Source organism: Bradyrhizobium sp. WD16 (genome assembly GCF_024181725.1).
In the GTDB taxonomy this organism is placed as follows: domain Bacteria; phylum Pseudomonadota; class Alphaproteobacteria; order Rhizobiales; family Xanthobacteraceae; genus Bradyrhizobium_A.
In genome coordinates this window covers 2,857,664-2,879,071 of record NZ_CP028908.1, presented here as the reverse complement: position 1 = coordinate 2,879,071, position 21,408 = coordinate 2,857,664, and the positions used below count along the sequence as shown (strand labels likewise).

Sequence of the window (21,408 nt, the reverse complement as noted above, 5' to 3'; positions counted from 1 at the left end):
GGAACGCCGCCTGTCAATCAGGCGACGGGCTGCGGGCCTGCGAGGTGATCATCCTCGGCGATCAGGTCGGGCAGGTTGGCGTGGGCCAGGGCGACCGCCGCCTCGAGGCTCGCCACGAAGCGGACCGGCGGCTGGCGGACGCCGTGCATCTGCAGCGCGAGGCGGACCGGGGCACGCGCCCCGGCGAAATAGATCCGGGTATGACGCCGGACCGCCTGGCGGACGAAGCCCTCCAGCGTCGCAGCAGCGCTGGAATCCAGCACCGGCACCGCCGACAGATCGATGACATAGGCCTTGGGATGTTCGGCGATCGCTTCCAGCGCCATGGCGACGCTGGCCGCGGTGCCGAAGAAGAACGCGCCGGAGATCCGGTAGACCACCACGTCTCGGTCGGTGGCGTAAGCGGTGTCGTAGCGGGTGCGCGGCTTGCCCTGGTCCTGGTCCGGACGATCCTCCTCCACCAGCGCCGGCAGGTTCTGCACCTCGACGGTCTGGGCCATGCGGTGCAGGAACAGGAGCGCACTGATGCCGAAACCGGCGAGGATGCCTTCGGTGAGATCACGGAAGACGGTCAGAAAGAAGGTCGCCAGCACCACCACGGCATCGCCGCGCGAAGCGCGCACCAGCGTGGTGAAAGCATGGTGCTCGGCCATATTCCAGGCCACCGTCGCCAGCACGCCGGCCAGCGCGGCGAGCGGGATGTAGCTCGCCAGCGGCGCCGCGACCAGCATGAACAGCAGCAGGAATGCCGAATGCAGCATGCCCGCGACTGGACCGCGGGCACCCGAGCGCACATTGGTCGCGGTGCGGGCGATGGTGCCGGTCACGCAGATGCCGCCGAACAGCGCCGAAGCGATGTTGGCGGCGCCCTGGGCCACCAGCTCGCAATTCGAGCGATGGCGGCGGCCGCTCATGCTGTCGGCGACCACGGCGGAAAGCAGGCTTTCGATGCTGCCGAGCAGCGCGAAGGATAGCGCCGCCGGCAACACCGCGACGATCTTGTCGAGGGAAACGTCAGGCAGATGGGGCGCTGGCAGACCGCGCGGAATGCCGCCGAAGCGCGACCCGATCGTGTCCACCGGCAGGGCGAAAGCCCAGGCCACCACTGTGACCAGCGCCACCGCGATCAGCAGTCCCGGCCAGTGCGGCCGCCAGCGGCGCACCGCGACGATGACGCCGACGGCGAGCAGCGACAGGCCGAAAGCCTGGGGCGTGAAGCTCGTCCAGGCGGCAACGAGCGCCTTGAGCTTGGGGATGATGTCGCCGGGTTCGCCGCCGGCCAGCGTCAGGCCGAGCAGATCCTTGATCTGGCTGACGAAGATGATCACGGCGATACCGGAGGTGAAGCCCACGGTCACCGGATAGGGAATGTATTTGATGTAGGTGCCGAGCTGGGCGAAGCCCGCGACCAGCAGCACCAGGCCCGCGATCAGGGTGGCGAGGATCAGACCGTCGACGCCGTGATGGGTGACGGTCGCCGCAACCAGGACGATGAAGGCGCCGGCCGGACCGCCGATCTGAAAGCGGCTGCCGCCCAGCACCGAAACCAGGAAGCCGCCGATGATCGCGGTGGTGAGCCCGCGGTCGGGCGTGACGCCGGAGGCGATCGCGATCGCCATCGAGAGCGGCAGCGCGACGATGGCGACCGTGAGCCCGGCCAGAGCATCGGCGCGCAAATCGGGCAGACGGTAATTCTCGCGCAGGACGGTGACGAGCTTGGGCGTGAAGAGGTCAATGAAACGCGAGGACAAGGCAGTCAGGATCTTTCGTTGGAGGAGGCGGAGGCGGGCATCCGGGGATGCCGACGGTCGGATGAAACCGATTAGCAGAAAACCGCTGCCTCGCCTATCCGGGTCATGCGGAGCCGCGACACCATGGTTTGTGTCGAGACGAGACGCTCGCTCGCAATCTGCTGTTATCCCCTTCTTCAAGCTGGAGATCCGGTCCTCCGCGACGGTGCGATCAGGGACGAGCGCATCGGTTGCCCGGTCTAGTGTCCCCTTGTTTCCAACGTTCGTATGAGCGCCTGCTGCAATGGGATACGAACGTTGGAAACGGGACACTAGTGTGGCTTATGTCTCGCAATTGCCTACAGGGGCTTGCCGCAAAGGGCATAGGCAATTGCGAGACGCCACACTAGACTGGGGGACGACGGGCGTCGGGCGTGGCTGGGCACGGCCGCAGACGACAGTGCGGGACGCTCGACTCCGCCGGCCGAACGCGAGGAGGAGAGCGGGTGTCCAGCGACGAGACCGCCTCACCTCCCGCGCCGACGATCAGTTCGGCCGATCAGGCCGCGGTGCGATGCGCCGCGATGATCTGGTCGGCTGCCCGACCCGTCACCTCCGCCATGTGATCGAAGCGCCGCGTGAAACCGCCCGAGCCGGCGGTCGCCGAGCGCAATTCGACAATCAGGTCACCGATCTCGGCCTCGGGCATCATTGCCCTCACCGTATCCCAGCCGGTCCAGCCGTCGCGGGTGTCGAAGGACAGAATCTGTCCGCGCCGTCCGGACAGAATGGCGTTGATCCGCGCGGTGGCGTCGCTGGGGCAGACGATCTCCACCTCGTCGATCGGCTCCAGCAGCACGGGCTGACATTGTGCCAGGGCCTCGGACACGCCGCCCCGCGCCGCGGTGCGGAAGGCGAGGTCGGAGGAATCCACCGTGTGATAGGAGCCGTCGACCAGTGTCACTGCGACATCGATCACCGGAAACCCGAGCGGGCCGCGGGTCAGCGCGTCGCGAACCCCGTCCTCGACCGCGGGGATGTAGTTGCGCGGCACCGCGCCGCCGACGATCTTTTCTTCGAAGGTGAAACCGCTGCCGCGCGGCAGCGGACGGATTTCGAGCAGCACGTCGCCATACTGCCCATGACCACCTGACTGCTTCTTGTGACGGCCGCGCTGGGTCGCATGCTTGCGGATCGTCTCCAGATAGCCGACCGGAGGAGTATGCTGTTTGACGGCGACGCCGAAACGTTCCCGCAACCGCTCAAGGGCGACGCGCAGGTGCATCTCGCCCTGCCCCCAAACCACCATCTCGTGACTGAGCGGATCGTGCTGCACCACCAGCGAAGGATCCTCGTCGGCCAGCCGGGCGAGCGCCTGGCCGAGCTTGACGTCGTCCTTGCGATCGGGCGCCGCGACCGCGGTCGCCAGCGCCGGCGGCAACGGTTCAATCTCGGCGATCGCTGCCGGCGCGGTCTTGCCCGACGACAGCGTGTCGCCGGTGTGGATCTGATCCAGCTTCCCGAGCGCAACGACGTCGCCGACCTCGGCGCTGCTGCGCTTGGCCTCGCCCGACGCCGACGGCGCGGTCATTCCGGAAACCCGACCGCTGGTGCCGCGCGCCGTCTGCAGCATGGCGCCGTCTTCGAGCCGGCCGGCCAGCACCCGCGCCAGCGAGATCTTGCCGCCGTGCTGAAGATGGACGGTCTTGAGCACATAGGCGATGGCGTCCTTGCCCACGGCCTCGACACCGAGCCGCTGTGCGGTGGCGTCGATGCCGGGACATTCGTGGCGCAGGGCCTTCATCAGCCGCAGCACACCGTTCTCGCGCGCCGCCGAACCCAGCAGAACCGGACAGATCAGGCCCTCGCGCAATTCCCGCGCGAGATCGTCGAAGACCGCATCGCGCGGCGGCGGCACATCCTCCAGCAACTGCTCCATCAGGCGGTCGTCGTGATCGGCCAGACGCTCCAGCATGGTGAAGCGCGCTTCCTTCTCGCGATCGAGATCACCGCTCTCGAGCGCGACCACCTCGGACGGCATGTGCTCGCGGTAGACGAAGGCGCGTTCCAGCGCGAGATCGACGAAGCCCTCGATCAGGTTGCCGTTCCAGAGCGGGATCTGACGCAGCACCAGCGGCTGACGCGAGGCGGGTTGCAGCAGGGCCAGCGCATCGCTGATCCGCTGGTCGGCCTTGTCGATCTTGTTGAGGAACAGAAAGCGCGGGATGCCGAGATCCTCAAGATCGCGCAGGATGATCTGGAGCTGCGGCAGCTTGCGTTCGTCGGCTTCGCACACCACCACCGCGGCGTCGATGGCCGGCAGCACCGCACGCATATCGTGCGCGAACTCGACCGACCCAGGACAGTCGAGGAAAGTATAGTTGTCACCCATGAAAGTCGTGGTGGCTGCGGTGAGCGCAACGCTCATGCGATGAGCGCGCGCCTCTGGGGACGAATCCCCGAAACTCGTACCAGCGTCGACGGTGCCTGCCTTTGCGAGCGCGCCTGTGCGCGCGAGAATGGCTTCGAGAAGAGTGGTCTTGCCGCTTTGGAAGGGTCCCACCAGTGCAATGCACCGGGGACCTCGGGGACTTCTGACGTCATGTCCCATTGCCGCCTCCTGACTGGAGCTCGGCCCGTGATTGGGTCGGCCCATGATGCTCTCAGGGGTTGCCCGGCTTGGCAAGGTGGAAACATGCTGCGCGGCGTTGATCCGCGCAGTCGCGTCTCAAGTGCAGGTATCGCGTTCCGTCCTGATCAGCGACCGGGCCGCAGAGTCAGATCGGCGACACCGGCAGCGACGCTGATCCCGACCTGGCCCTGGACACTGAGCGGCTGCAGCGCAAACGAATTGCTCGACCCCCCGACCAGCGCGTTGCCGCCGAGTCCGACGCCGAGGGCGGCGCTGCCTTGGACGCCGCCGTAATTGCCGGAGAGATCGCCGGGGCCCATCCGGCTGGTGGGCGCGAACACCGCCCACGCCAGCGAGCTCTGCTCGGTGATGCCGAGGTCGAGGCCGACCTTGCGGATCTGGGCGACATAATAATCCGGCGGCCGGCTGTCGGCACGCAGCACGCAGGCGAGGTTGGTCACCGACCCGACAATGAAGCCGACGCTGGCACCGCCGCGGCACTCCAGCACCCCGACCTGAACGCGTTCTTCCGCGACGGCGGCAGACGAAACGGCGAGCACGAGGGCGGCTCCTCCCAGGTAGGCTGACAGACGACGCATGGGGCGAGTCTCCCGGTGTTGCTTCTGGAAAAATCGGAAGCAGAAAGTGAGAAATAGAGAAGCGATTCGCATGACGGCTGATCGTGGAACGATCAATCCATAGCCGCGGACATACTTCAACGCCGACGCAAAGAGGCCCGCTTGCGCGGGCCTCTTGATGTCGCGGATCGGCCGATCTGACCGCTCAGTGGTGGTGGCGGCGATGATGACGAACGTGACGCCGCGGCGCCGGGAACACCGGATGCAGGTCGACATCGACGATGCCAGCGACTGCGCTCAGGCCGGTCTGGCCCTGCAGGCTAAGCGGCTGCAGCGAATAGGCATTGGCCGAGCCGCCAACCAGCAGGTTGGCACCGACGCCCACACCCACGGTGGCATTGGCACCGACACCGCCGAAGTGACCGGCCAGCGCGCCGCGGCCGAGACGATAGGTCGGCGCATTGACTGCCCAGGCCAAGCCGGTCTGCTCGGTCACGCCGAGGTCGAGGCCATAGCGACGCACGGTGGCAACGTACGGCTCCGGCGGCGCGCCGTTGTTGGCACGAAACACGCATTCCAGTTGGGTGGCCGAGCCGACGACGAAGCCGACATTCTGGCCGCCCTGGCACTCGAGGATGCCGACCTGGACGGCCTGCTGGGCGCTGGCGGCGGACATTGAAGCAATGAGGGTGGCGGCGGCGAAGCCGACGGAGGCAAACAGACGCATTTGGGAGACTCCAAGAAGTTGGAACGGGGCGGACGTTGAAGCGCACGCCGTGTCAAAAACATGGCGGTGGCCCAAAAATGCCGCGAATTCTCCTAACCGTGGCAAATGAGCCGCGGAGGCACCGCTACTCTGACCGGAAATTGCGAAAACTGTCTAAAGGATTTCACGCCATTCGTCGGATCCGCGCGCATCGTCCACAGGAGAAACAACGTTCCGCGCGCGGGGCTGATGAAAAGATAAAGACCCAAGCTGGAACAATCCGACTTGGGTCGCAAAAACCGTGGGAACGGTTCAACTTAAAGACGATTCAACGGCGGGAAAGCCGCCCGCGGCGTGTCCTGCGCGGTGTTACCGGAGATTGCCGCAGAACCGCTGGATCCGCTTGCAGGCATCCTCGAGATCCGAGGTCTTTGTGGCATAAGAGATGCGGAATGCCGGGCCGAGGCCGAAAGCCGAGCCCTGGACCACCGCGACCCCCTCGCTCTCCAGCAACTCGGTCACGAAATCTTCATCGCTCTTGAGGGTTTTGCCGGAGGGCGTCGTCTTGCCCATGGTGCCGGCGCAGGACGGATAGACATAAAATGCTCCTTCCGGCCGCGGACAGCTGATGCCCGCCGCCTGATTCAGCATCGAGACCACGAGGTCGCGCCGTTCCTTGAACACCCGGTTGTTCTCGGGGATGAAGTCCTGGGGTCCGTTGAGCGCCTCGACCGCCGCCCACTGCGAAATCGATGACGGGTTGGACGTCGATTGCGACTGGATGGTCGCCATCGCCGTGATCAGCTCGCGCGGGCCGCCGGCATAGCCGATGCGCCAGCCGGTCATGCAATAGGCCTTCGACACGCCATTGACCGTCAATGTGCGGTCGAACAGGCGCGGCTCCACCTGGGCCGGGGTGGTGAATTCGAAGTTGTCGTAGACGAGGTGCTCGTACATGTCGTCGGTCATGACCCAGACATGGGGGTGCTTGAGCAGCACGTCGGTCAGGGCCTTGAGCTCGGCCTTGGAGTAGGCAGCGCCGGTCGGGTTCGACGGCGAGTTCAGGATCAGCCACTTGGTCTTGGGCGTGATCGCGCGTTCGAGTTCGGCGGGCTGCAGCTTGAAGCCATGCTCGGCGGTGCAGACCACCGGCACTGATTCGCCGCCGGCCAGTGCCACCATTTCCGGGTAGCTGACCCAGTAGGGCGCCGGGATGATCACCTCGTCGCCCGGATTCATGGTGGCCATCAGGGCGTTGTAGAGCACCTGCTTGCCGCCGGTGCCGACGATGACCTGATTCGGCACATAGGTGAGGCCGTTCTCCCGCTTGAACTTGGCGATGATCGCCTCCTTCAGTTCGGGCAGCCCGTCGACCGCGGTGTACTTGGTCTTGCCGGCCTCGATGGCGTGGATCGCCGCCAGCTTGATATTGGCCGGGGTGTCGAAATCAGGCTCGCCCGCGCCGAGGCCGATGACATTGCGGCCTGCCGCTTTGAGCTGCCGCGCTTTATCCGTTACCGCGATGGTCGCGGACGGCTTCACACGGGCGAGCGCGGCAGACAGAAAAGGCATCATGGTCTCCTTGCGAAATCAGGGCCCTGTGGGCTCCCGGGATCGGTTTTCGGGCAGGGCCGCACCCTAAAGCGGGCATCGCCGCACCGCAAGAAACTTTGGAAATTGCGCCAAAATCCCCCGCGGCTAACAAAGCCTTAAACGCGCAGCCCGTAACGTTTGCGCAACAATCGGCAAGATCCCTAGTGTGGCGTCTCGCAATTGCCTATGCCCTTCGCGGCAACCCTCTCGTAGGCAATTGCGAGACATAAGCCACCCTAGCACTTTGATTTTGCTAGTGTCCCTATGTCTCCGAATGACCGTGCGAGCGTGAGGCAAACGAAGCGGTCATTCGGAGACGGGACACTAGGGCGAATGGATCATCTTCGGCATGCAGTGCGGACCGGCGCCTGGCTGACGCGGGCGCGCTTGCGCAACTATAGCCTGATGCTGCTCGCCATGGCGGTTGCCGCGCTGACGATCTGGGCGGCGATGGCCGACCGTCTCGTCGACCGCAACGGCAAGCCCCTGGGAACGGATTTTTCCAGCGTCTACGCAGCAGGTGCCCTGGTCTATCAAGGCCGCGCCACCGACGCCTATGACCCCGCCCGCCAGCATGCGGCCGAAAAAGCCGCGTTCGACGGGCGCGAGGTGCCGTTCTACGGCTGGCATTACCCACCGTTCTTCTTCGCTGTGGCCGCGGCAGCGGCGGCCCTGCCCTATGGCCCAGGCCTCCTGCTCTGGCTGCTGCTCAGCGGCACGGCCTACGGAATCGCAATTCGCGCAATTGTGCCGGCGCCCGTTCCGGCGCGCGACGTCTGGCTTGCCGCCTTCGCCTTTCCCGCCGTCTTCGTCAATATCGGCCATGGCCAGAATGGCTTCCTCACGGCCGCCCTGCTCGCCGGTGCACTCTGCGCCCTCGAGCGCCGTCCGCTGCTCGCCGGAGCGTTGTTCGGGCTGCTCGCCTATAAGCCGCAATTCGGCATTCTGATTCCCATCGCCCTGGTGGCTGGCGGTCATTGGCGCGTCATTGCCGCGGCCGCCGCCGCCATCGCTGCCCTGGTGGGGGCGACGCTCATCACCCTGGGCAGCGATGTGTGGCGCGCCTTCGCCGCCTCGACCACCTTCACGCAAACGATCGTGCTCGAACAGGGCGGCACCGGCTGGGCCAAGATCCAGTCGCTGTTCGCAGCGATGCGAATGTGGGGTGCCGGCGTGCCAACGGCCTATGCGATGCAGGCTGTGCTTGCCCTGGCTCTCGCATCGAGTCTCGCCTGGCTCTGGCACAGCCGGGCGAGCGGAGCACTGAAGGCAGCGGCACTGGCGACGGCCTGCCTGCTCGCCACCCCCTACGTACTCGACTATGACCTCGCCGTGCTCGGGGTCGCCATTGCCTTCCTCGTTCGCCATGGCCTCGACGAGGGCTTTCACGATGGCGAGATCAGCCTGCTCGCCGCGGCCTGGACAGTGCCGCTGCTGGCGCGCGGCATCGCCGACGCGGTTCTGATCCCGATCGGCTTCGCCACGGTCGCGGCGCTTTATGTCTTCACGTTGCGCCGCGCCATCTTCGGCTCGCGTGCAGGTCTGAGGGTACTACTCGCGCATCCGTGATGCCGCTGCGCGGGAAACAATTGTGCTGCGCAGCGCAGCATTCCTAGCAAGCCCCCCTGTTTGGGATCGCGGGGGTTGCAGGCCGTCGGCCCTCGGCCCATTCTCGACCATCGTCACCGGCCCCCTTACGGCCGATTCCATCAGGCGGTCCGATTAAATGATCGTCGGACCCGCCGCTGAACACCCGAGCCGCGGGTGTGAGACACAAGCGCCGTCCGATGTACAAGCTCTTTACAATGCAGCACTCTGGAAACAGCTACAAGGTTCGCCTCGCGCTGGCGCTGCTCGACGTGCCTTACGAAGCCATCGAGATCGACATCCTCAAGGGCGAAAGCCGCACACCGGAATTCCTGGCGAAGAATCCGAGCGGCCAGGTTCCGCTACTTGAGGTTGTTGAGGGCCGCTATCTCGCCGAATCCAACGCGATCCTCTGGTATGTGGCAGCGGGCAGCGCCCTGGCGCCGGAGAGCCGGCTCGACCGGGCCGACATGATGCGATGGATGTTCTTCGAACAGCACGCGCTCGAACCCAATCTCGGCGCCGCCTATTTCTGGCTGTCGCTGGTCAAAGGCGGGCGCGAACTGCATGCCCATTCACTCGAAGACTGGACCGAACGGGGGTATCGCGCGCTGCAGGTGATGGAGCATCACCTGCGCGACCGGTCCTATTTCGCAGCCAGCCAGCTTACGGTCGCCGACATCGCGCTCTACGGCTACACCCATCTCGCCGGCGAATGCGGTTACGACCTGTCCGGCTTTCCGGCGGTGGGAGCCTGGTTGCGTCGCATCGAAGGGACGCCGCGCTTCGTGCCGATGCTGTCTTCTGCGGCGAACGCAGCCGACGGCTAGTGTCCTGTCTCCGAATTACCGCTCCATTTGCCTCATGCTCGCACGGTCATTCGGAGACATAAGGACACTAGCAAAATCAAAGCGCTAGTGTGGCGAGACGCCACACTAGCGCGGTGGATCTGATGCTCGTATCAGCATCGCAGCGAATTCGTCGTACGAGCGTCCGCTCCGATTGAATCGGAGCGGAGAAGGCTCCAGTGCCGCCACAATCTCGGCGGCGCCCTGAGGCACCTTGGCCCGCGACTGATTCGTCTGGGCAGCCAAAGGTTTACTCATGTCCCGGCCGTCGGCCTCTCGGCACGGCTTCGACCATCGCCGCGTTCTCGCCGCCTCGCATCGCTGCAGCATCGTTGCGGCATCGCTGGCGATCGGCTCGCTATCGCTCGGCCTGATGGTCGCCCTCACGGTGCTGTCGATGCGGATCGCGGCGACGATGCCGGCGTGAGCCACAGCCGGCGTCAGCAAACCGGGCTTCTGAGAAACGGCGCGGCAGGACCGGGCAAGCTGTGGATGCGGCCCCCGATGTCATTAACCCGAAACAAGCCTCAGGTAGCGTTTCAGCGCGTCGAAGACCATGTCCCCGACGGGCTCTGCGCCGCCGGGTGGGGGCAGCTCCGCGTCCCGCCACCGGCTTTCGCTTTCGCCGGATCTGCCATCGGCGGTCCTTGCCGGCTCCGCATCCCGGCAGGACCGCCCTTTTTCTCGGTCTGTTGCAGTTTCGCGTCTGTCGCAGTGGGTATCCAGCGCCGCCCGTTCTGCGCTACATCGTCACGGAACCTCATCCGCCTCGCGCCAATGAAGCCATGATCCGCCTGCCCTTCCAGTTCATCACCCTGGTGCTGCTGACCCTGGCGCTGCTACCGTTCCAACTCGCGGGGCTGCTGTTTCGCTCACCGCTGCAACGCCTTGTGCCGCAGATCTTCCATCGCGGCGTCTGTGCCCTGCTCGGCATCCGCATCAACCAGATCGGCCGCCGGTCCGCCAACGGACCGCTGCTGATCCTCTCCAATCATGTCTCGTGGCTCGACATCATCGTTATCACGGCGACGACCCCGGCCGTCTTCGTCGCCAAGCACGAAGTGGCGTCGTGGCCGGTGTTCGGCTGGCTGGCCAAGCTGCAGCGCACGGTGTTCATCGAGCGCGAGCGGCGGCACAAGACCGGCGAGGCCGCCGCCGCCATGGCGAACAGACTGAGCGGCGGCGACGCGGTGGTGCTGTTCGCCGAGGGCACCTCCAGCGACGGCAACCGCGTGCTGCCGTTCCGCTCGGCGCTGGTCGGCGCGGTCCATCACACCCTCGGCAATTCCGCCCATCACGACAGCGTCACGGTGCAGCCGCTCTCCATCGCCTATACCGGGATCGGCGGCGTGCCGACGGGCCGCGCCCTGCGCGATCGCCTCGCCTGGTATGGCGATCTCGAACTGATCCCCCACATGCTCGGTGTGCTGCGCAGCGGTGCTGTCGATGTCACCGTGAGCTGGGGCGAAGCCGTCGCCTATGATGTCTCTGCCGATCGCAAGGCGATCGCCCGTGCCGCCGAGACCGAGGTTCGGCGCATGACCGCAGCGGCGCGGCGCCGCCCCGGCCTCGCTCCTCCCGCGCCGCAGCCCGCCCCGTCTTCCGAGCCGGCGCTGGCGACCTGACGGCCCTCAACACGGCGAAACCACTGCCCGCCGTCGAGGCGGTGAGCTAGTGTGGCGTCTCGCAATTGCCTACCGCCTTTGCGGCAAGCCTCTCGTAGGCAATTGCGAGACATAAGCCACACTAGCACTTTGATTTTGCTAGTGTCCCGATGTCTCCGAATTACCGTGCGAGGGTGAGGCAAACGAAGCGGTAATTCGGAGACAGGACACTAGTGTCCTGTTTCCAACGTTCGTAGAAGCGCCTGCTGCAAAGGAATACGAACGCTGAAAACGGGACACTAGCTCGGCGGAGGACTCCGTTCCACCGCAGCAACGTCGATGATGCACGCCGCTGTCGCCGCTCAGGCGATCAGGCGATCAGGCGATCAGGCGATCAGGCCGCGAACCGGCCGGACGGCCTCGCTCTCGGGGAAGACCGCACTCGCCAGCACCCGCTCGCTCAGGCCGAGATGGTCCTGCAGCACGCCCTTGACGATGCCGCGCAGGTCAGTGGTCGGCTTGAGATCGCGCCCCTCGTAGAGGCTGGCCGCAGCAAGGCCCGGCCAATCGGCGATGACACGCCCGCCCTTCACCGCGCCGCCGGCAAGCAGTGCGATGGTGCCGGTGCCGTGATCGGTACCTTCGGTGCCGTTGATGCGCGCCGTGCGGCCGAATTCGGTGGCGACGACCACGACCGTATCGTTCCAATGCCCGCCGAGGCCGCTCTCGAAATCGGCCAGCGCGCCGTCCAGCCCGCCGAGCAGTTGTGCCAGCCGTCCCACCGGACCGCCTTCGTTGGCATGGGTGTCCCAGCCATCGAAGGCCAGCGCTCCGATCCTCGGGCCATCGTCGGCTGCCATCAGGCGGGCAGCGCCGCGCGCGGCAACCCGCATCGCATCGATCCCGGGCTTGGGCCTCATGGCATCTTCGTCACGCTTGGCGATCCTGTCGATCTGCACGCCCTGGGCGAAGGCCGCCGCCAGCGCCGGGTCGCGGTGCTTGTAGAGATCGAGCAGGCGCATGATGGTGTCGTCGTCGGCCTGCGGCATGGCCGCGGGCGCCCAGCCCACCGTGGGCGCGGCGCCGCGCAGCACCAGCGGCGCCACCGGCCCGATGGCGAGCGCGCTCGCGACCGGAGCGCCCCGTGGCAGCGCCGCGACGACGCGATTGAGCCAGCCGGACTGCACCCGGCCGGGCCCCGGAAAGCCGCTTTCGAGGACGTCCTGGCCGTCGAAATGCGAGCGCTCGCGATAGGAGGTCGCGACCGCATGCACCACCGCCGCCTTGCCGTCGCGATACATGCGGGCGAATTCCGGCATCGCCGGATGCAGGGCGAAGAAGGAATCGAGCGGCAGCGCTGCGTGCGAGCCGTCGCGGCTCAGGGCAATGGCGCCGTGGAGGGCGGCATAATCAGGATCGCCGAGCGGCGCCACGGTGGCAAGACCGTCGAGCGCGCCGCGCAGGATGATGACGACGAGGCGCGGATCGCGCGCGCCGGCGGCGCGGGCGAATTTCGGCAGGTACGCCCAGGCCGCGAAGCTGACGCCGCCGAGCAGCAGCGATCGCCGCGTCGTGCGGAAGCCGCGGCTGGCTTCGTCCTCGGTGCTCCCGGCCTGTTTCGGCCCGAACGGCTCGATCCCGAACGGCGACATGGCTCACCTCCTCTGGAATTCCGGCGACATCAACAACAGCGCCAGCGCCTGCTGGCGCGATTCGGCGCGGCCGACCGTCTGCCGCGTGTCGCTTGACGCGGCGGATCCGGCAACGATCTCGAGCAGGTCGCGGGCATCGACGGTGTCGGCGATACGCGAGGCGATCTGCGCCGAGACATCGAGCCTCAGCTTCAGCCCCTCGGGCGAACCCCAGGCCGCGACGGTGTCGGCGAAACCATTGGGCCCCGGTGGTCCCCAGAGCGGTTCGCCGAGCATGTTGAGCGGGCCGAGATAGCGGCCCGGCTCTTCCGGGATGCGCGACAGCAGCCGTCCGGACGCAACCAGGAATTCATAAGGGCTGCGCAGCTTGGTGAGCGGCGCCTGCCACGCCTCGTCGGAATCGAGCAATGCCAACGTCATCGCATGCAGGTCGCCATCTGTGGTCGCGAACACCTGCGCCAGGGTTCCGACCAGCGCCTGCGGCGGATCATCGGCGATGAAATGGCGGACGAATTTCGTGGCGATGAATTTCGCGGTGGCCGGATGGCGGGCGATATCGGCGAGCGCCGCTTCGCCCTGGGTCACGCCGGTGTCGGCATAGGTCCGGCGCAGCAGCGTCTGCGGCCCCGGCTGGTGAGCATTGGCGTTGAACGCGAAGCTGCCCGGCTCGCCCAGCTTGCCGTCGCGACCAGCGAAGGTCCATCCGGTGATGATGCGCGCGAGGGTGGTGACGTCCTCCTGGCTGTAGCCGCTGCCGACCCCGAGCGTATGCAGTTCCATGATCTCGCGGGCGAGATTCTCGTTGAGGCCGCGCTTGCGGTTCTGGCCGGCCCGGGAGTCGGGGCCGACCGACTGCTGGTTGTCGAGGAAGAACAGCATGGCCGGATGCTGCTCCACCGCCTCGAGCATATCGGCGAAGCGGCCGAGCACGTGGGGGCGGATGGCCTCGCGCTCGAACGAGCCCGCCCAGATGTGAGCAGGCTGCCCCTTGGTGATCGAAATGCAGAAATGATTGGACCAGAACGCCACAAGGCGCTCGACGATGCCGACCTCGGCAAGACTGGCTCGCTGGATGCGGGCGAGCGCCTCGGCGCGATAGGTCCGCTGCACGACGTCGAGCGGTTTCGGCGGCAGCGGACGGGGCGGCGGCGGAGACTGGCTGACGGACGGGGCGGAGGTTTCGTTGCCGGCGACGGCCGCTGCGGAGGAGCCGGAGGCCAGAGCAAGGGCCGCGAGCTTGGCATTGGCCTCGCGCTCCTTCCGGACCTCCTCCTGATAGTCGAACAGCTGGCGCGCCAGGACCGGGGTCGGCAACAGCCCCGGGACTTCGAGCAGCGCCGCGCCCGGCTTGCCGATCTCGGCTTTGACAAAGCCGCGCGGGTCGGAAGCAGCAGCAACGTAGTCGCCCGAGGCGCCGCCCCGTGCACCAAATCCGAACCTGTTCAGCGCCACCAGGGCCAGTTGCGGATCGCGGGCCATTGATCTCGTCCCATTCCACCGGTTAGTTGGGGCCGTCGCCCTCGTGACCGGACGGACTATAGAGAAGCGCGTGATGAACCCGACATGAAGGATTGGTCGAAAATGCGGTGGCGGTCATGACAATTTCGTCAGGGCGGAACGCAGCGGGCGAGCGCCGGACGGCCTGTCCGCGGTGTGGCACCGTGTTCGGCTGCAACCTGTCGGGCGGCTGCTGGTGCAACGATATCAGCGCACGCCTGCCGCTGCCGACGAATGACGAGGACTGCCTCTGCCCGGCCTGCCTGAGGGCGGTGGCCGACGCGGCGAGGCGAACAGCCGACGATCGATCCAAGACGTCTGATTTGTCCAAGTCATAGTCGGAATTATCCATCCTATTCGGCGCGCCGATGATCTAGACCCCCCCTGCATCGACAGGGAGGTCACATGAAGGTTCAAGTCTGCATCATCGGCGGCGGGCCATCGGGGTTGCTGCTTTCGCAATTGCTCCATCTGCGCGGCATCGAGAATATCGTGCTCGAAAAACACACGCGCGAATATGTCCTCGGACGCATCCGCGCCGGCGTGCTGGAGCATGGCTTCGCCAAGCTGATGCGGGAAGCCGAGTGCGGCGAGCGGATGGATCGGGAAGGCGAGATCCATCACGGCTTCTTCATTGCCCATGACGGCATCCTCGATCGGGTCGATCTGCATAAATACTCCGGCGGCAATTCGGTCGTCGTCTATGGCCAGACGGAGCTGACGCGCGATCTCTACGACGCCCGCGATCGTGCGGGAGGCATGGTCGTCCACAATGCCGAGGACGTCGCGCTCCACGACCTGACGACCGATCGGCCTTTCGTCACGTACACGCGGGACGGCGAAACGCACCGGGTCGACTGCGAATACGTCATTGGCGCCGACGGCTTCCATGGCGTCAGCCGGAAGTCGATCCCTGCGGACAAGATCCGGGAGCACGAAAAGATCTATCCCTTCGGCTGGCTCGGCATCCTGTCGCGGACCAAGCCGGTCTCGCCCGAACTCGTCTACGCCAAGCACGATCGCGGATTTGCACTTTGCTCGCTGCGCTCGCAGGTGCTGAGCCGGTATTACCTGCAGGTGCCCCTGACCGATACGCTCGACCAGTGGGCGGACGATGAATTCTGGGCCGAGTTGAAGCGGCGGCTACCGTCCTCGGTCGCCGGGCAGTTGATCACGGGCCCTTCGATCGAGAAAAGCATCGCGCCGCTGCGCAGCTTCGTCGCCGAACCCATGCGCTACGGCCGACTGTTTCTCGCCGGCGATGCAGCCCATATCGTGCCGCCGACCGGTGCGCGTGGCCTCAACAGTGCGGCGTCCGACATCTACCATCTCTACCATGCGATGCTGGATCATTATCGCAATGGGTCGGATGCGGGCCTCGATGCGTATTCCGACCGCGCGCTGGCACGGATCTGGAAAGCCCAGCGCTTCTCCTGGTGGATGACGACGCTTCTGCATCGGTTTCCCGAGCAGATTTCCTACGATCAGAAGCTCCAGGAAACAGAACTCAATTATCTCTTTTCGTCGGAGACGGCGTTGCGCCTGCTGGCGGAGAACTATGTGGGGCTGCCGTTCTGATTTCGATCTGAACCAGCCTGCCCGAAGGCGGGGCCCGACGGCGATGCGCCGGGTCCCGACAAGGCCGGAATCGTCCACGCCCAATTCGGTGTCGGGCGGCATGTCCCAGCGCCATGGATCAGCCCTGCTACACCTCTGTGGGTCGAGCCCAACTGATCGGCAGTCGTGGCGAATGGCACGACCTATCGCCAAAACCAGACCGAGCGCTACGCGAAGATCGTCAGGCGGCCGGGAGCCATATTCGCCGCGGCGTCAGCCGGCCGCGGCGCGCGGCGGGCCGGCTGACGTCCGCTCACACCGGATAGCCTTCGCACTTGCGGGCGAGGCCGTCGAAGGCGTCGAGCAGGCGCTGGCGCCAGGCATGGACGGGATCGTCTTCCTTGAGCAGCCTGAACGGGCTGACGACGCGCGACCACTGAAAACCGCCGAACACCGCATAGTCGGCGTAGTTCGGCGCAGCGCCACCGATGAAGGACTGGGCACGCAGAGTCAGCCGCAGCGGATCCAGCGACTTGCGGAAATCCTCCACCCGGCTGTCGCGCGTCGCCATCGCCTCTTCCAGCGGCTTGCCCAGCCGGGCCTCGCGCGTCTGGCGGAAATAAGCCTGATCGTTCGGCGCGAGATGGCCGACAATGTCGACGGCGATCAGCGGGAAGATGCCGCCGACGGTGACGGTATCGGCCCAGGCATTGATCATGCGGCCCATGGCGCGGCCGCCGTCGCCCCCGAACAGCGACGGGCGATCTGGATAAGCATCCTCGAGATAGTTGGCGATCGCCCAGGAATCCGCCACGGCCCTGTCGCCATCGAGCAGCACCGGCACCTTCTCGGAGTTGTATGGCGCAAGTAGCGCCTTCTCCGTGAACCGCCAGGGAATGCTGTCGGCTTCCAGACCCTTATGGGCGAGCGCGAGGCGGATGCGCCAGCAATAGGGGCTGAACGGCCGACCGGCCTCCGCGCCCACCAGTTCAAACAGTTTCAGCCCCATTTCATTCCTTTTCAGTTCTTGACGACCGCAGCGGTCTGACCAAACAGCACCTTGCGCTGCTCCTCGGTCCTGATGGTGCCGGCCGCGGCATCCGGATTGATCTTTTCGGTGAGCGCGTAGGCGCGCTCCGTGGCCGGACGCGCCCGGATGGTCTCGAACCAGCGCTTGAGATGCGGAAAATCATCGAGGTTCTGACCCTGGCGCTTCCACGGTACGACCCAGGGATAGCTCGCCATGTCGGCGATGGAATAATCGCCGGCAAGAAATTCGCGATCGGCGAGACGCTTGTTCATGACGCCATAGAGACGGTTGGTCTCGTTGACATAGCGATTGATGGCGTAAGGCAGCTTCTCCGGCGCATAGGTGCCGAAGTGATGGTTCTGCCCCGCCATCGGGCCGAGACCGCCGACCTGCCAGAACAGCCATTGCAGGACGTCGTATTTGACGCGCAGATCGCTCGACAGGAACTTGCCGGTCTTCTCGGCAAGATAGGTGAGGATCGCTCCCGATTCGAAGATCGCGACCGGCTTGCCGCCGTCCACCGGCGCGTGATCGACGATCGCCGGCATGCGGTTGTTGGGCGCAATCGCCAGAAATTCCGGCTTGAACTGGTCGCCGGCGCCGATGTTCACCGGAATGATCTTGTAGGGCAGGCCCGTCTCCTCGAGAAACATCGTGATCTTGTGGCCGTTCGGGGTCGGCCAGTAATGCAGGTCGATCATCGGCATGGTCCTCCGGCAAACTTCATGCGTTTGCATGCAACTGGCGGCACTTCACTCAATTCGGCCGGCGAAGTCAATCCCGCAGCTGCTGCGCAGGAGTGCGCGGCGAGGAGACGGTTCGCGCCCGTCGCGATGAGCGGGCGCCTGGCGCCTTTCGAGCGGGGCCAAGTTCCATCGGGTTGCGCATTCGGCGGGTGTCCCCATCCTTCGCAGGCAGACTTTCAAAGCCCGGCGATTGGACCCATATTGGCGCCATGGCAGCCCCCTCCGACAAGAACAAGACGCCGCGGACGCCGAAGTCCAAGGCGCATCGTCCAGACGTGCAGCCGATCGCGCCGGCCCTGGCCGAATTGCTCAATCCCGCGATCAATCGCGGCGAAAGCGGCGTCGGCTCGCAGACCGGCCTGCAGCCGCCGCCGGAGACGTCGCGCGACCGCCGCGACAGCGAGGCGGCAGTGCATCGCGCCCGCGCCTCGACCAAGGCCGCGCAGGGCCAGCCGTCTGGTCTGCCCGGTGGCGACGGTTTCGGCGAAGCGCCCCAGGCCAATTACGGCACCACCGCCACGGTGCCGGTGATGGATCCGGAGCTCGCCCGCCAACTCGGCCTCGACGTCGAGGACGACGACACGCTGGCGCGGCCGGCGCGCAACAAGATGGAGGCACTCGGCGTCAAGGCCACCGCCGAGGCACTGGAAGCGTTGATCCGCGACGGCCGGCCGGAGTTCCGCAGAGGCGACGGCAGCCTGCAGGTGTGGACACCGCACCGGCCGCCGCGCCCGGAAAAATCCGAAGGCGGCGTCCGCTTCGAGATCAAGTCGCCATTCGTGCCCAGGGGCGACCAGCCGCAGGCGATCAAGGATCTGGTGGAAGGGATCGAGCGCAACGACCGCACCCAGGTCCTGCTCGGCGTCACCGGCTCGGGCAAGACCTACACCATGGCCAAGGTGATCGAGGCGACGCAGCGCCCGGCGATCATCCTCGCGCCCAACAAGACGCTGGCCGCCCAGCTCTACGGCGAGTTCAGGAATTTCTTCCCCGACAACGCCGTCGAGTACTTCGTTTCCTATTACGACTATTACCAGCCGGAAGCCTACGTTCCTCGCACCGACACCTATATCGAGAAGGATTCGTCGATCAACGAGCAGATCGACCGGATGCGGCACTCCGCAACCCGCGCCCTGCTCGAGCGCGACGACGTCATCATCGTCGCCTCGGTGTCCTGCATCTACGGTATCGGCTCGGTCGAGACCTATACGGCGATGACCTTCGCGCTGAAGAGGGGGGATCGCATCGACCAGCGGCAGATCATCGCCGACCTCGTCGCCCTGCAATACAAGCGCACCAGCGCCGACTTCAGCCGCGGCACCTTCCGCGTCCGCGGCGACACCATCGACCTCTTCCCGGCGCACTACGAAGACCGCGCCTGGCGCGTCAACCTGTTCGGCGACACCGTCGAGAGCATCGAGGAGTTCGATCCGCTCACCGGCCACAAGAGCGACGAGCTGGAATTCATCAAGGTCTATTCCAACTCGCACTACGTCACGCCGCGGCCGACGCTGCTCCAGGCCATCAAGGGCATCAAGGCCGAATTGAAGCTGCGGCTCGACCAGCTCAACGCCCAGGGCCGGCTGCTGGAGGCCCAGCGGCTCGAACAGCGCACGACCTTCGATCTGGAGATGATGGAATCGACCGGCAGCTGCGCCGGCATCGAGAATTATTCGCGCTATCTCACCGGCCGCAGGCCGGGCGAGCCGCCGCCGACGCTGTTCGAATACGTGCCGGACAACGCCCTCGTCTTCATGGACGAGAGCCACGTCACCGTGCCGCAGATCGGCGCCATGTTCCGCGGCGATTTCCGCCGCAAGGCGACGCTCGCCGAATACGGCTTCCGTCTGCCGTCCTGCATGGACAACCGCCCGCTGCGTTTCGAGGAATGGGACGCGATGCGGCCGCAGTCGGTCGCGGTGTCGGCGACGCCCTCCGGCTGGGAGCTGAACGAGAGCGGCGGCGTGTTCGTCGAGCAGGTGATCCGTCCAACCGGCCTGACCGATCCGCCCGTCCACATCCGCCCCGCACGCACCCAGGTCGACGACCTGGTGGGCGAGGTCCGTGCCACCGCGGTGGCGGGCTATCGCAGCCTCGTCACCGTGCTGACCAAGCGCATGGCGGAGGATCTCACCGAATACCTGCACGAACAGGGCATCCGGGTGCGCTACATGCATTCCGACATCGATACCATCGAGCGCATCGAGATCATTCGCGACCTGCGCCTCGGCGCATTCGACGCGCTGGTTGGCATCAATCTGCTGCGTGAGGGCCTCGACATTCCCGAATGCGCGCTGGTCGCCATTCTCGATGCCGACAAGGAAGGCTTCCTGCGCAGCGAGACCTCGCTGATCCAGACGATCGGCCGTGCCGCGCGCAACGTCGACGGCAAGGTGATCCTCTATGCCGACCAGATGACCGGTTCGATGGAGCGCGCCATCGCCGAGACCGACCGCCGCCGCGAGAAGCAGATCGCCTACAATGTCGCCAACGGCATCACACCCGAAAGCGTGAAGAAGTCGATCGGCGATATCCTCAACAGCGTCTACGAGCGCGACCACGTGCTGGTGGACGTCGGCGAAGCCGGCCTCGCCGACGACGTCGTCAGCATCGGCCACAATTTCGAGGCGGTGCTCGCCGACCTCGAAACCCGCATGCGGGAAGCGGCCGCCGATCTCAACTTCGAGGAGGCGGCGCGACTGCGCGACGAGGTGAAGCGCCTGCGCGCCACCGAACTCGCCGTGGTCGACGATCCCACCGTCAAGCAGCGCGTCGTCGCCGGCAAGGCCGGTGCCTATGGCGGCGCGCGCAAATATGGCGACGCAGCCAATCTGCCGCCGCGGTCATCACGCGCGCGCAAGCCCGACCTCGATGAGATGGGGCCCGGGCCGGAATCGCGTCCCTGGCGTCCAGGCAACGCGCCGCGTTCGTCGGGCGGCGCACCCGGCCAGCGCGGAAGATTCAAGAAGCGCTAATTGTGCGTCCAATTGTCGGCATGGCAATAACGTTAATCTCGCTGGCGGCGCCGTCATCCTGCACGATCGGTAACATTTTACTGGTATTGAACTTGATCGTCGCAGCGATCTGTCCGATGTCGAGCCCGGATCTCAGACCAAGGGTTCGGTTCGTCGATGTCGACACGGTCAGCGCGCGAATGCGTGATCAAGTTTCTGGATGCCTTCTACGCCGGCGACATCGCCGGTGCCGAGGCATGTTGTCATGAGGGGGTGAGTTCGCTCACGCATGCGCCCGTGGATCTGTTTCCGCATCTCGGCTTGAAGCAGGGCCGCGCCTGGCTCGGCGAAATCATTCGCATCCAGCAGCAGCGCTTCACCCAGCGCCGCCACGTCTTGCGCTTCATCGCCGCCGATGGACTGCGGGTGGCAACGATCTGCGATCTGACTTTCGCCAAGCGTCGCGACGGCCGCGTCGTGCAGGTCTCGGCCGGCGAATTTTTCACCCTGAGCGGCGGGCGCATCTTCGAGCACCGCGCCTACTTCGATTCCTTCGACCTTGTGCAGCAACTGATCGGGCGGGACCTCACCGGCGAATTCGCCCTCGAACTGGCGGCGGCCATGCACGCCTGAACACGCCCCACTCAACGCCCCGGTAACATACAACCACTAGATGAGCGACCGCTGAACGCCG

General features: G+C 65.8%; 17 protein-coding genes. 8 read left to right on the top strand and 9 right to left on the bottom strand.

Annotated features, from left to right (window positions below; all coding sequences use genetic code 11):
- Positions 1–17 precede the first annotated feature (17 nt).
- From DB459_RS13360 to DB459_RS13340, 5 genes are all read right to left on the bottom strand, one after another.
- Complete coding sequence (locus DB459_RS13360) at positions 18–1,760, bottom strand: SulP family inorganic anion transporter (protein WP_253713553.1); 1,743 nt, start codon at positions 1,758–1,760, stop codon at positions 18–20.
- 529 nt (positions 1,761–2,289) lie between these two features.
- Entirely contained in the window at positions 2,290–4,341 is a 2,052-nt protein-coding gene (locus DB459_RS13355) for an elongation factor G (protein ID WP_253713326.1), read from the bottom strand.
- Positions 4,342–4,487: 146 nt separating this feature from the next.
- Positions 4,488–4,961: a DUF992 domain-containing protein gene (locus DB459_RS13350; protein WP_253713325.1), complete on the bottom strand. Its 474-nt coding sequence runs from the start codon at positions 4,959–4,961 to the stop codon at positions 4,488–4,490.
- A 184-nt stretch (positions 4,962–5,145) separates the two neighbouring features.
- A complete protein-coding gene (locus tag DB459_RS13345; protein ID WP_253713324.1) occupies positions 5,146–5,667 on the bottom strand; it encodes a DUF992 domain-containing protein in 522 nt (173 codons plus the stop codon).
- Positions 5,668–6,015: 348 nt separating this feature from the next.
- The gene (locus DB459_RS13340; protein WP_253713323.1) at positions 6,016–7,218 is read right to left on the bottom strand and encodes a pyridoxal phosphate-dependent aminotransferase; all 1,203 of its coding nucleotides are present in this window, start codon (positions 7,216–7,218) and stop codon (positions 6,016–6,018) included.
- A gap of 354 nt (positions 7,219–7,572) precedes the next feature.
- Here DB459_RS13340 and DB459_RS13335 point away from each other — a divergent pair, with 354 nt between their 5' ends.
- The 4 genes from DB459_RS13335 to DB459_RS13320 all read left to right on the top strand — a co-directional run bounded on the left by DB459_RS13335 (position 7,573) and on the right by DB459_RS13320 (position 11,299).
- Positions 7,573–8,808: a glycosyltransferase family 87 protein gene (locus DB459_RS13335; RefSeq protein WP_253713322.1), complete on the top strand. Its 1,236-nt coding sequence runs from the start codon at positions 7,573–7,575 to the stop codon at positions 8,806–8,808.
- Positions 8,809–9,026: 218 nt separating this feature from the next.
- The gene (locus DB459_RS13330; RefSeq protein WP_253713321.1) at positions 9,027–9,656 is read left to right on the top strand and encodes a glutathione S-transferase family protein; all 630 of its coding nucleotides are present in this window, start codon (positions 9,027–9,029) and stop codon (positions 9,654–9,656) included.
- Positions 9,657–9,930: 274 nt separating this feature from the next.
- On the top strand, positions 9,931–10,101 hold the full coding sequence (locus DB459_RS13325) for a hypothetical protein (protein ID WP_253713320.1): 171 nt from the start codon (positions 9,931–9,933) through the stop codon (positions 10,099–10,101).
- A gap of 358 nt (positions 10,102–10,459) precedes the next feature.
- Positions 10,460–11,299: a 1-acyl-sn-glycerol-3-phosphate acyltransferase gene (locus tag DB459_RS13320; RefSeq protein ID WP_253713319.1), complete on the top strand. Its 840-nt coding sequence runs from the start codon at positions 10,460–10,462 to the stop codon at positions 11,297–11,299.
- A 365-nt stretch (positions 11,300–11,664) separates the two neighbouring features.
- Here DB459_RS13320 and DB459_RS13315 read toward each other — a convergent pair whose 3' ends face one another.
- Positions 11,665–12,930: a DUF1501 domain-containing protein gene (locus tag DB459_RS13315; protein ID WP_253713318.1), complete on the bottom strand. Its 1,266-nt coding sequence runs from the start codon at positions 12,928–12,930 to the stop codon at positions 11,665–11,667.
- Positions 12,931–12,933: 3 nt separating this feature from the next.
- Positions 12,934–14,409, bottom strand: a complete 1,476-nt coding sequence (locus DB459_RS13310) for a DUF1800 family protein (protein ID WP_253713317.1) — start codon at positions 14,407–14,409, stop codon at positions 12,934–12,936.
- Between the two features lie 116 nt (positions 14,410–14,525).
- Here DB459_RS13310 and DB459_RS13305 point away from each other — a divergent pair, with 116 nt between their 5' ends.
- A complete protein-coding gene (locus DB459_RS13305) occupies positions 14,526–14,765 on the top strand; it encodes a cysteine-rich CWC family protein (RefSeq protein ID WP_253713552.1) in 240 nt (79 codons plus the stop codon).
- 67 nt (positions 14,766–14,832) lie between these two features.
- Positions 14,833–16,005 carry a 4-hydroxybenzoate 3-monooxygenase gene (gene pobA / locus DB459_RS13300; protein WP_253713316.1) on the top strand — a complete coding sequence of 391 codons (1,173 nt, stop codon included), beginning with the start codon at positions 14,833–14,835 and terminating at the stop codon, positions 16,003–16,005.
- A gap of 292 nt (positions 16,006–16,297) precedes the next feature.
- Here the strand turns inward: pobA and DB459_RS13295 are convergent, their stop codons facing one another.
- Both DB459_RS13295 and DB459_RS13290 read right to left on the bottom strand, forming a co-directional pair.
- Positions 16,298–16,993 carry a glutathione S-transferase family protein gene (locus DB459_RS13295; protein ID WP_253713315.1) on the bottom strand — a complete coding sequence of 232 codons (696 nt, stop codon included), beginning with the start codon at positions 16,991–16,993 and terminating at the stop codon, positions 16,298–16,300.
- Positions 16,994–17,004: 11 nt separating this feature from the next.
- Complete coding sequence (locus DB459_RS13290) at positions 17,005–17,715, bottom strand: glutathione S-transferase N-terminal domain-containing protein (RefSeq protein ID WP_253713314.1); 711 nt, start codon at positions 17,713–17,715, stop codon at positions 17,005–17,007.
- A gap of 254 nt (positions 17,716–17,969) precedes the next feature.
- Between DB459_RS13290 and uvrB the strand changes: the two genes are divergently transcribed.
- Together uvrB and DB459_RS13280 are read left to right on the top strand one after the other, a co-directional pair.
- Positions 17,970–20,735, top strand: coding sequence for an excinuclease ABC subunit UvrB (gene uvrB / locus DB459_RS13285; RefSeq protein WP_253713313.1), 2,766 nt, complete (start codon positions 17,970–17,972; stop codon positions 20,733–20,735).
- Between the two features lie 183 nt (positions 20,736–20,918).
- Positions 20,919–21,347 carry a nuclear transport factor 2 family protein gene (locus tag DB459_RS13280; protein ID WP_253713312.1) on the top strand — a complete coding sequence of 143 codons (429 nt, stop codon included), beginning with the start codon at positions 20,919–20,921 and terminating at the stop codon, positions 21,345–21,347.
- The last annotated feature ends 61 nt before the right edge of the window (positions 21,348–21,408 follow it).

Excerpts from the sequence above, each read along its gene's own strand:
- DB459_RS13355 (WP_253713326.1), bottom strand. The coding sequence starts at position 4,341 with ATGGGACATGACGTCAGAAGTCCCCGAGGTCCCCGGTGCATTGCACTG.
- DB459_RS13350 (WP_253713325.1), bottom strand. The coding sequence starts at position 4,961 with ATGCGTCGTCTGTCAGCCTACCTGGGAGGAGCCGCCCTCGTGCTCGCC.
- DB459_RS13345 (WP_253713324.1), bottom strand. The coding sequence starts at position 5,667 with ATGCGTCTGTTTGCCTCCGTCGGCTTCGCCGCCGCCACCCTCATTGCT.
- DB459_RS13340 (WP_253713323.1), bottom strand. The coding sequence starts at position 7,218 with ATGCCTTTTCTGTCTGCCGCGCTCGCCCGTGTGAAGCCGTCCGCGACC.
- DB459_RS13335 (WP_253713322.1), top strand. The coding sequence starts at position 7,573 with ATGGATCATCTTCGGCATGCAGTGCGGACCGGCGCCTGGCTGACGCGG.
- DB459_RS13330 (WP_253713321.1), top strand. The coding sequence starts at position 9,027 with ATGTACAAGCTCTTTACAATGCAGCACTCTGGAAACAGCTACAAGGTT.
- DB459_RS13325 (WP_253713320.1), top strand. The coding sequence starts at position 9,931 with ATGTCCCGGCCGTCGGCCTCTCGGCACGGCTTCGACCATCGCCGCGTT.
- DB459_RS13320 (WP_253713319.1), top strand. The coding sequence starts at position 10,460 with ATGATCCGCCTGCCCTTCCAGTTCATCACCCTGGTGCTGCTGACCCTG.
- DB459_RS13315 (WP_253713318.1), bottom strand. The coding sequence starts at position 12,930 with ATGTCGCCGTTCGGGATCGAGCCGTTCGGGCCGAAACAGGCCGGGAGC.
- DB459_RS13310 (WP_253713317.1), bottom strand. The coding sequence starts at position 14,409 with ATGGCCCGCGATCCGCAACTGGCCCTGGTGGCGCTGAACAGGTTCGGA.
- DB459_RS13305 (WP_253713552.1), top strand. The coding sequence starts at position 14,526 with ATGACAATTTCGTCAGGGCGGAACGCAGCGGGCGAGCGCCGGACGGCC.
- pobA (WP_253713316.1), top strand. The coding sequence starts at position 14,833 with ATGAAGGTTCAAGTCTGCATCATCGGCGGCGGGCCATCGGGGTTGCTG.
- DB459_RS13295 (WP_253713315.1), bottom strand. The coding sequence starts at position 16,993 with ATGGGGCTGAAACTGTTTGAACTGGTGGGCGCGGAGGCCGGTCGGCCG.
- DB459_RS13290 (WP_253713314.1), bottom strand. The coding sequence starts at position 17,715 with ATGATCGACCTGCATTACTGGCCGACCCCGAACGGCCACAAGATCACG.
- uvrB (WP_253713313.1), top strand. The coding sequence starts at position 17,970 with ATGGCAGCCCCCTCCGACAAGAACAAGACGCCGCGGACGCCGAAGTCC.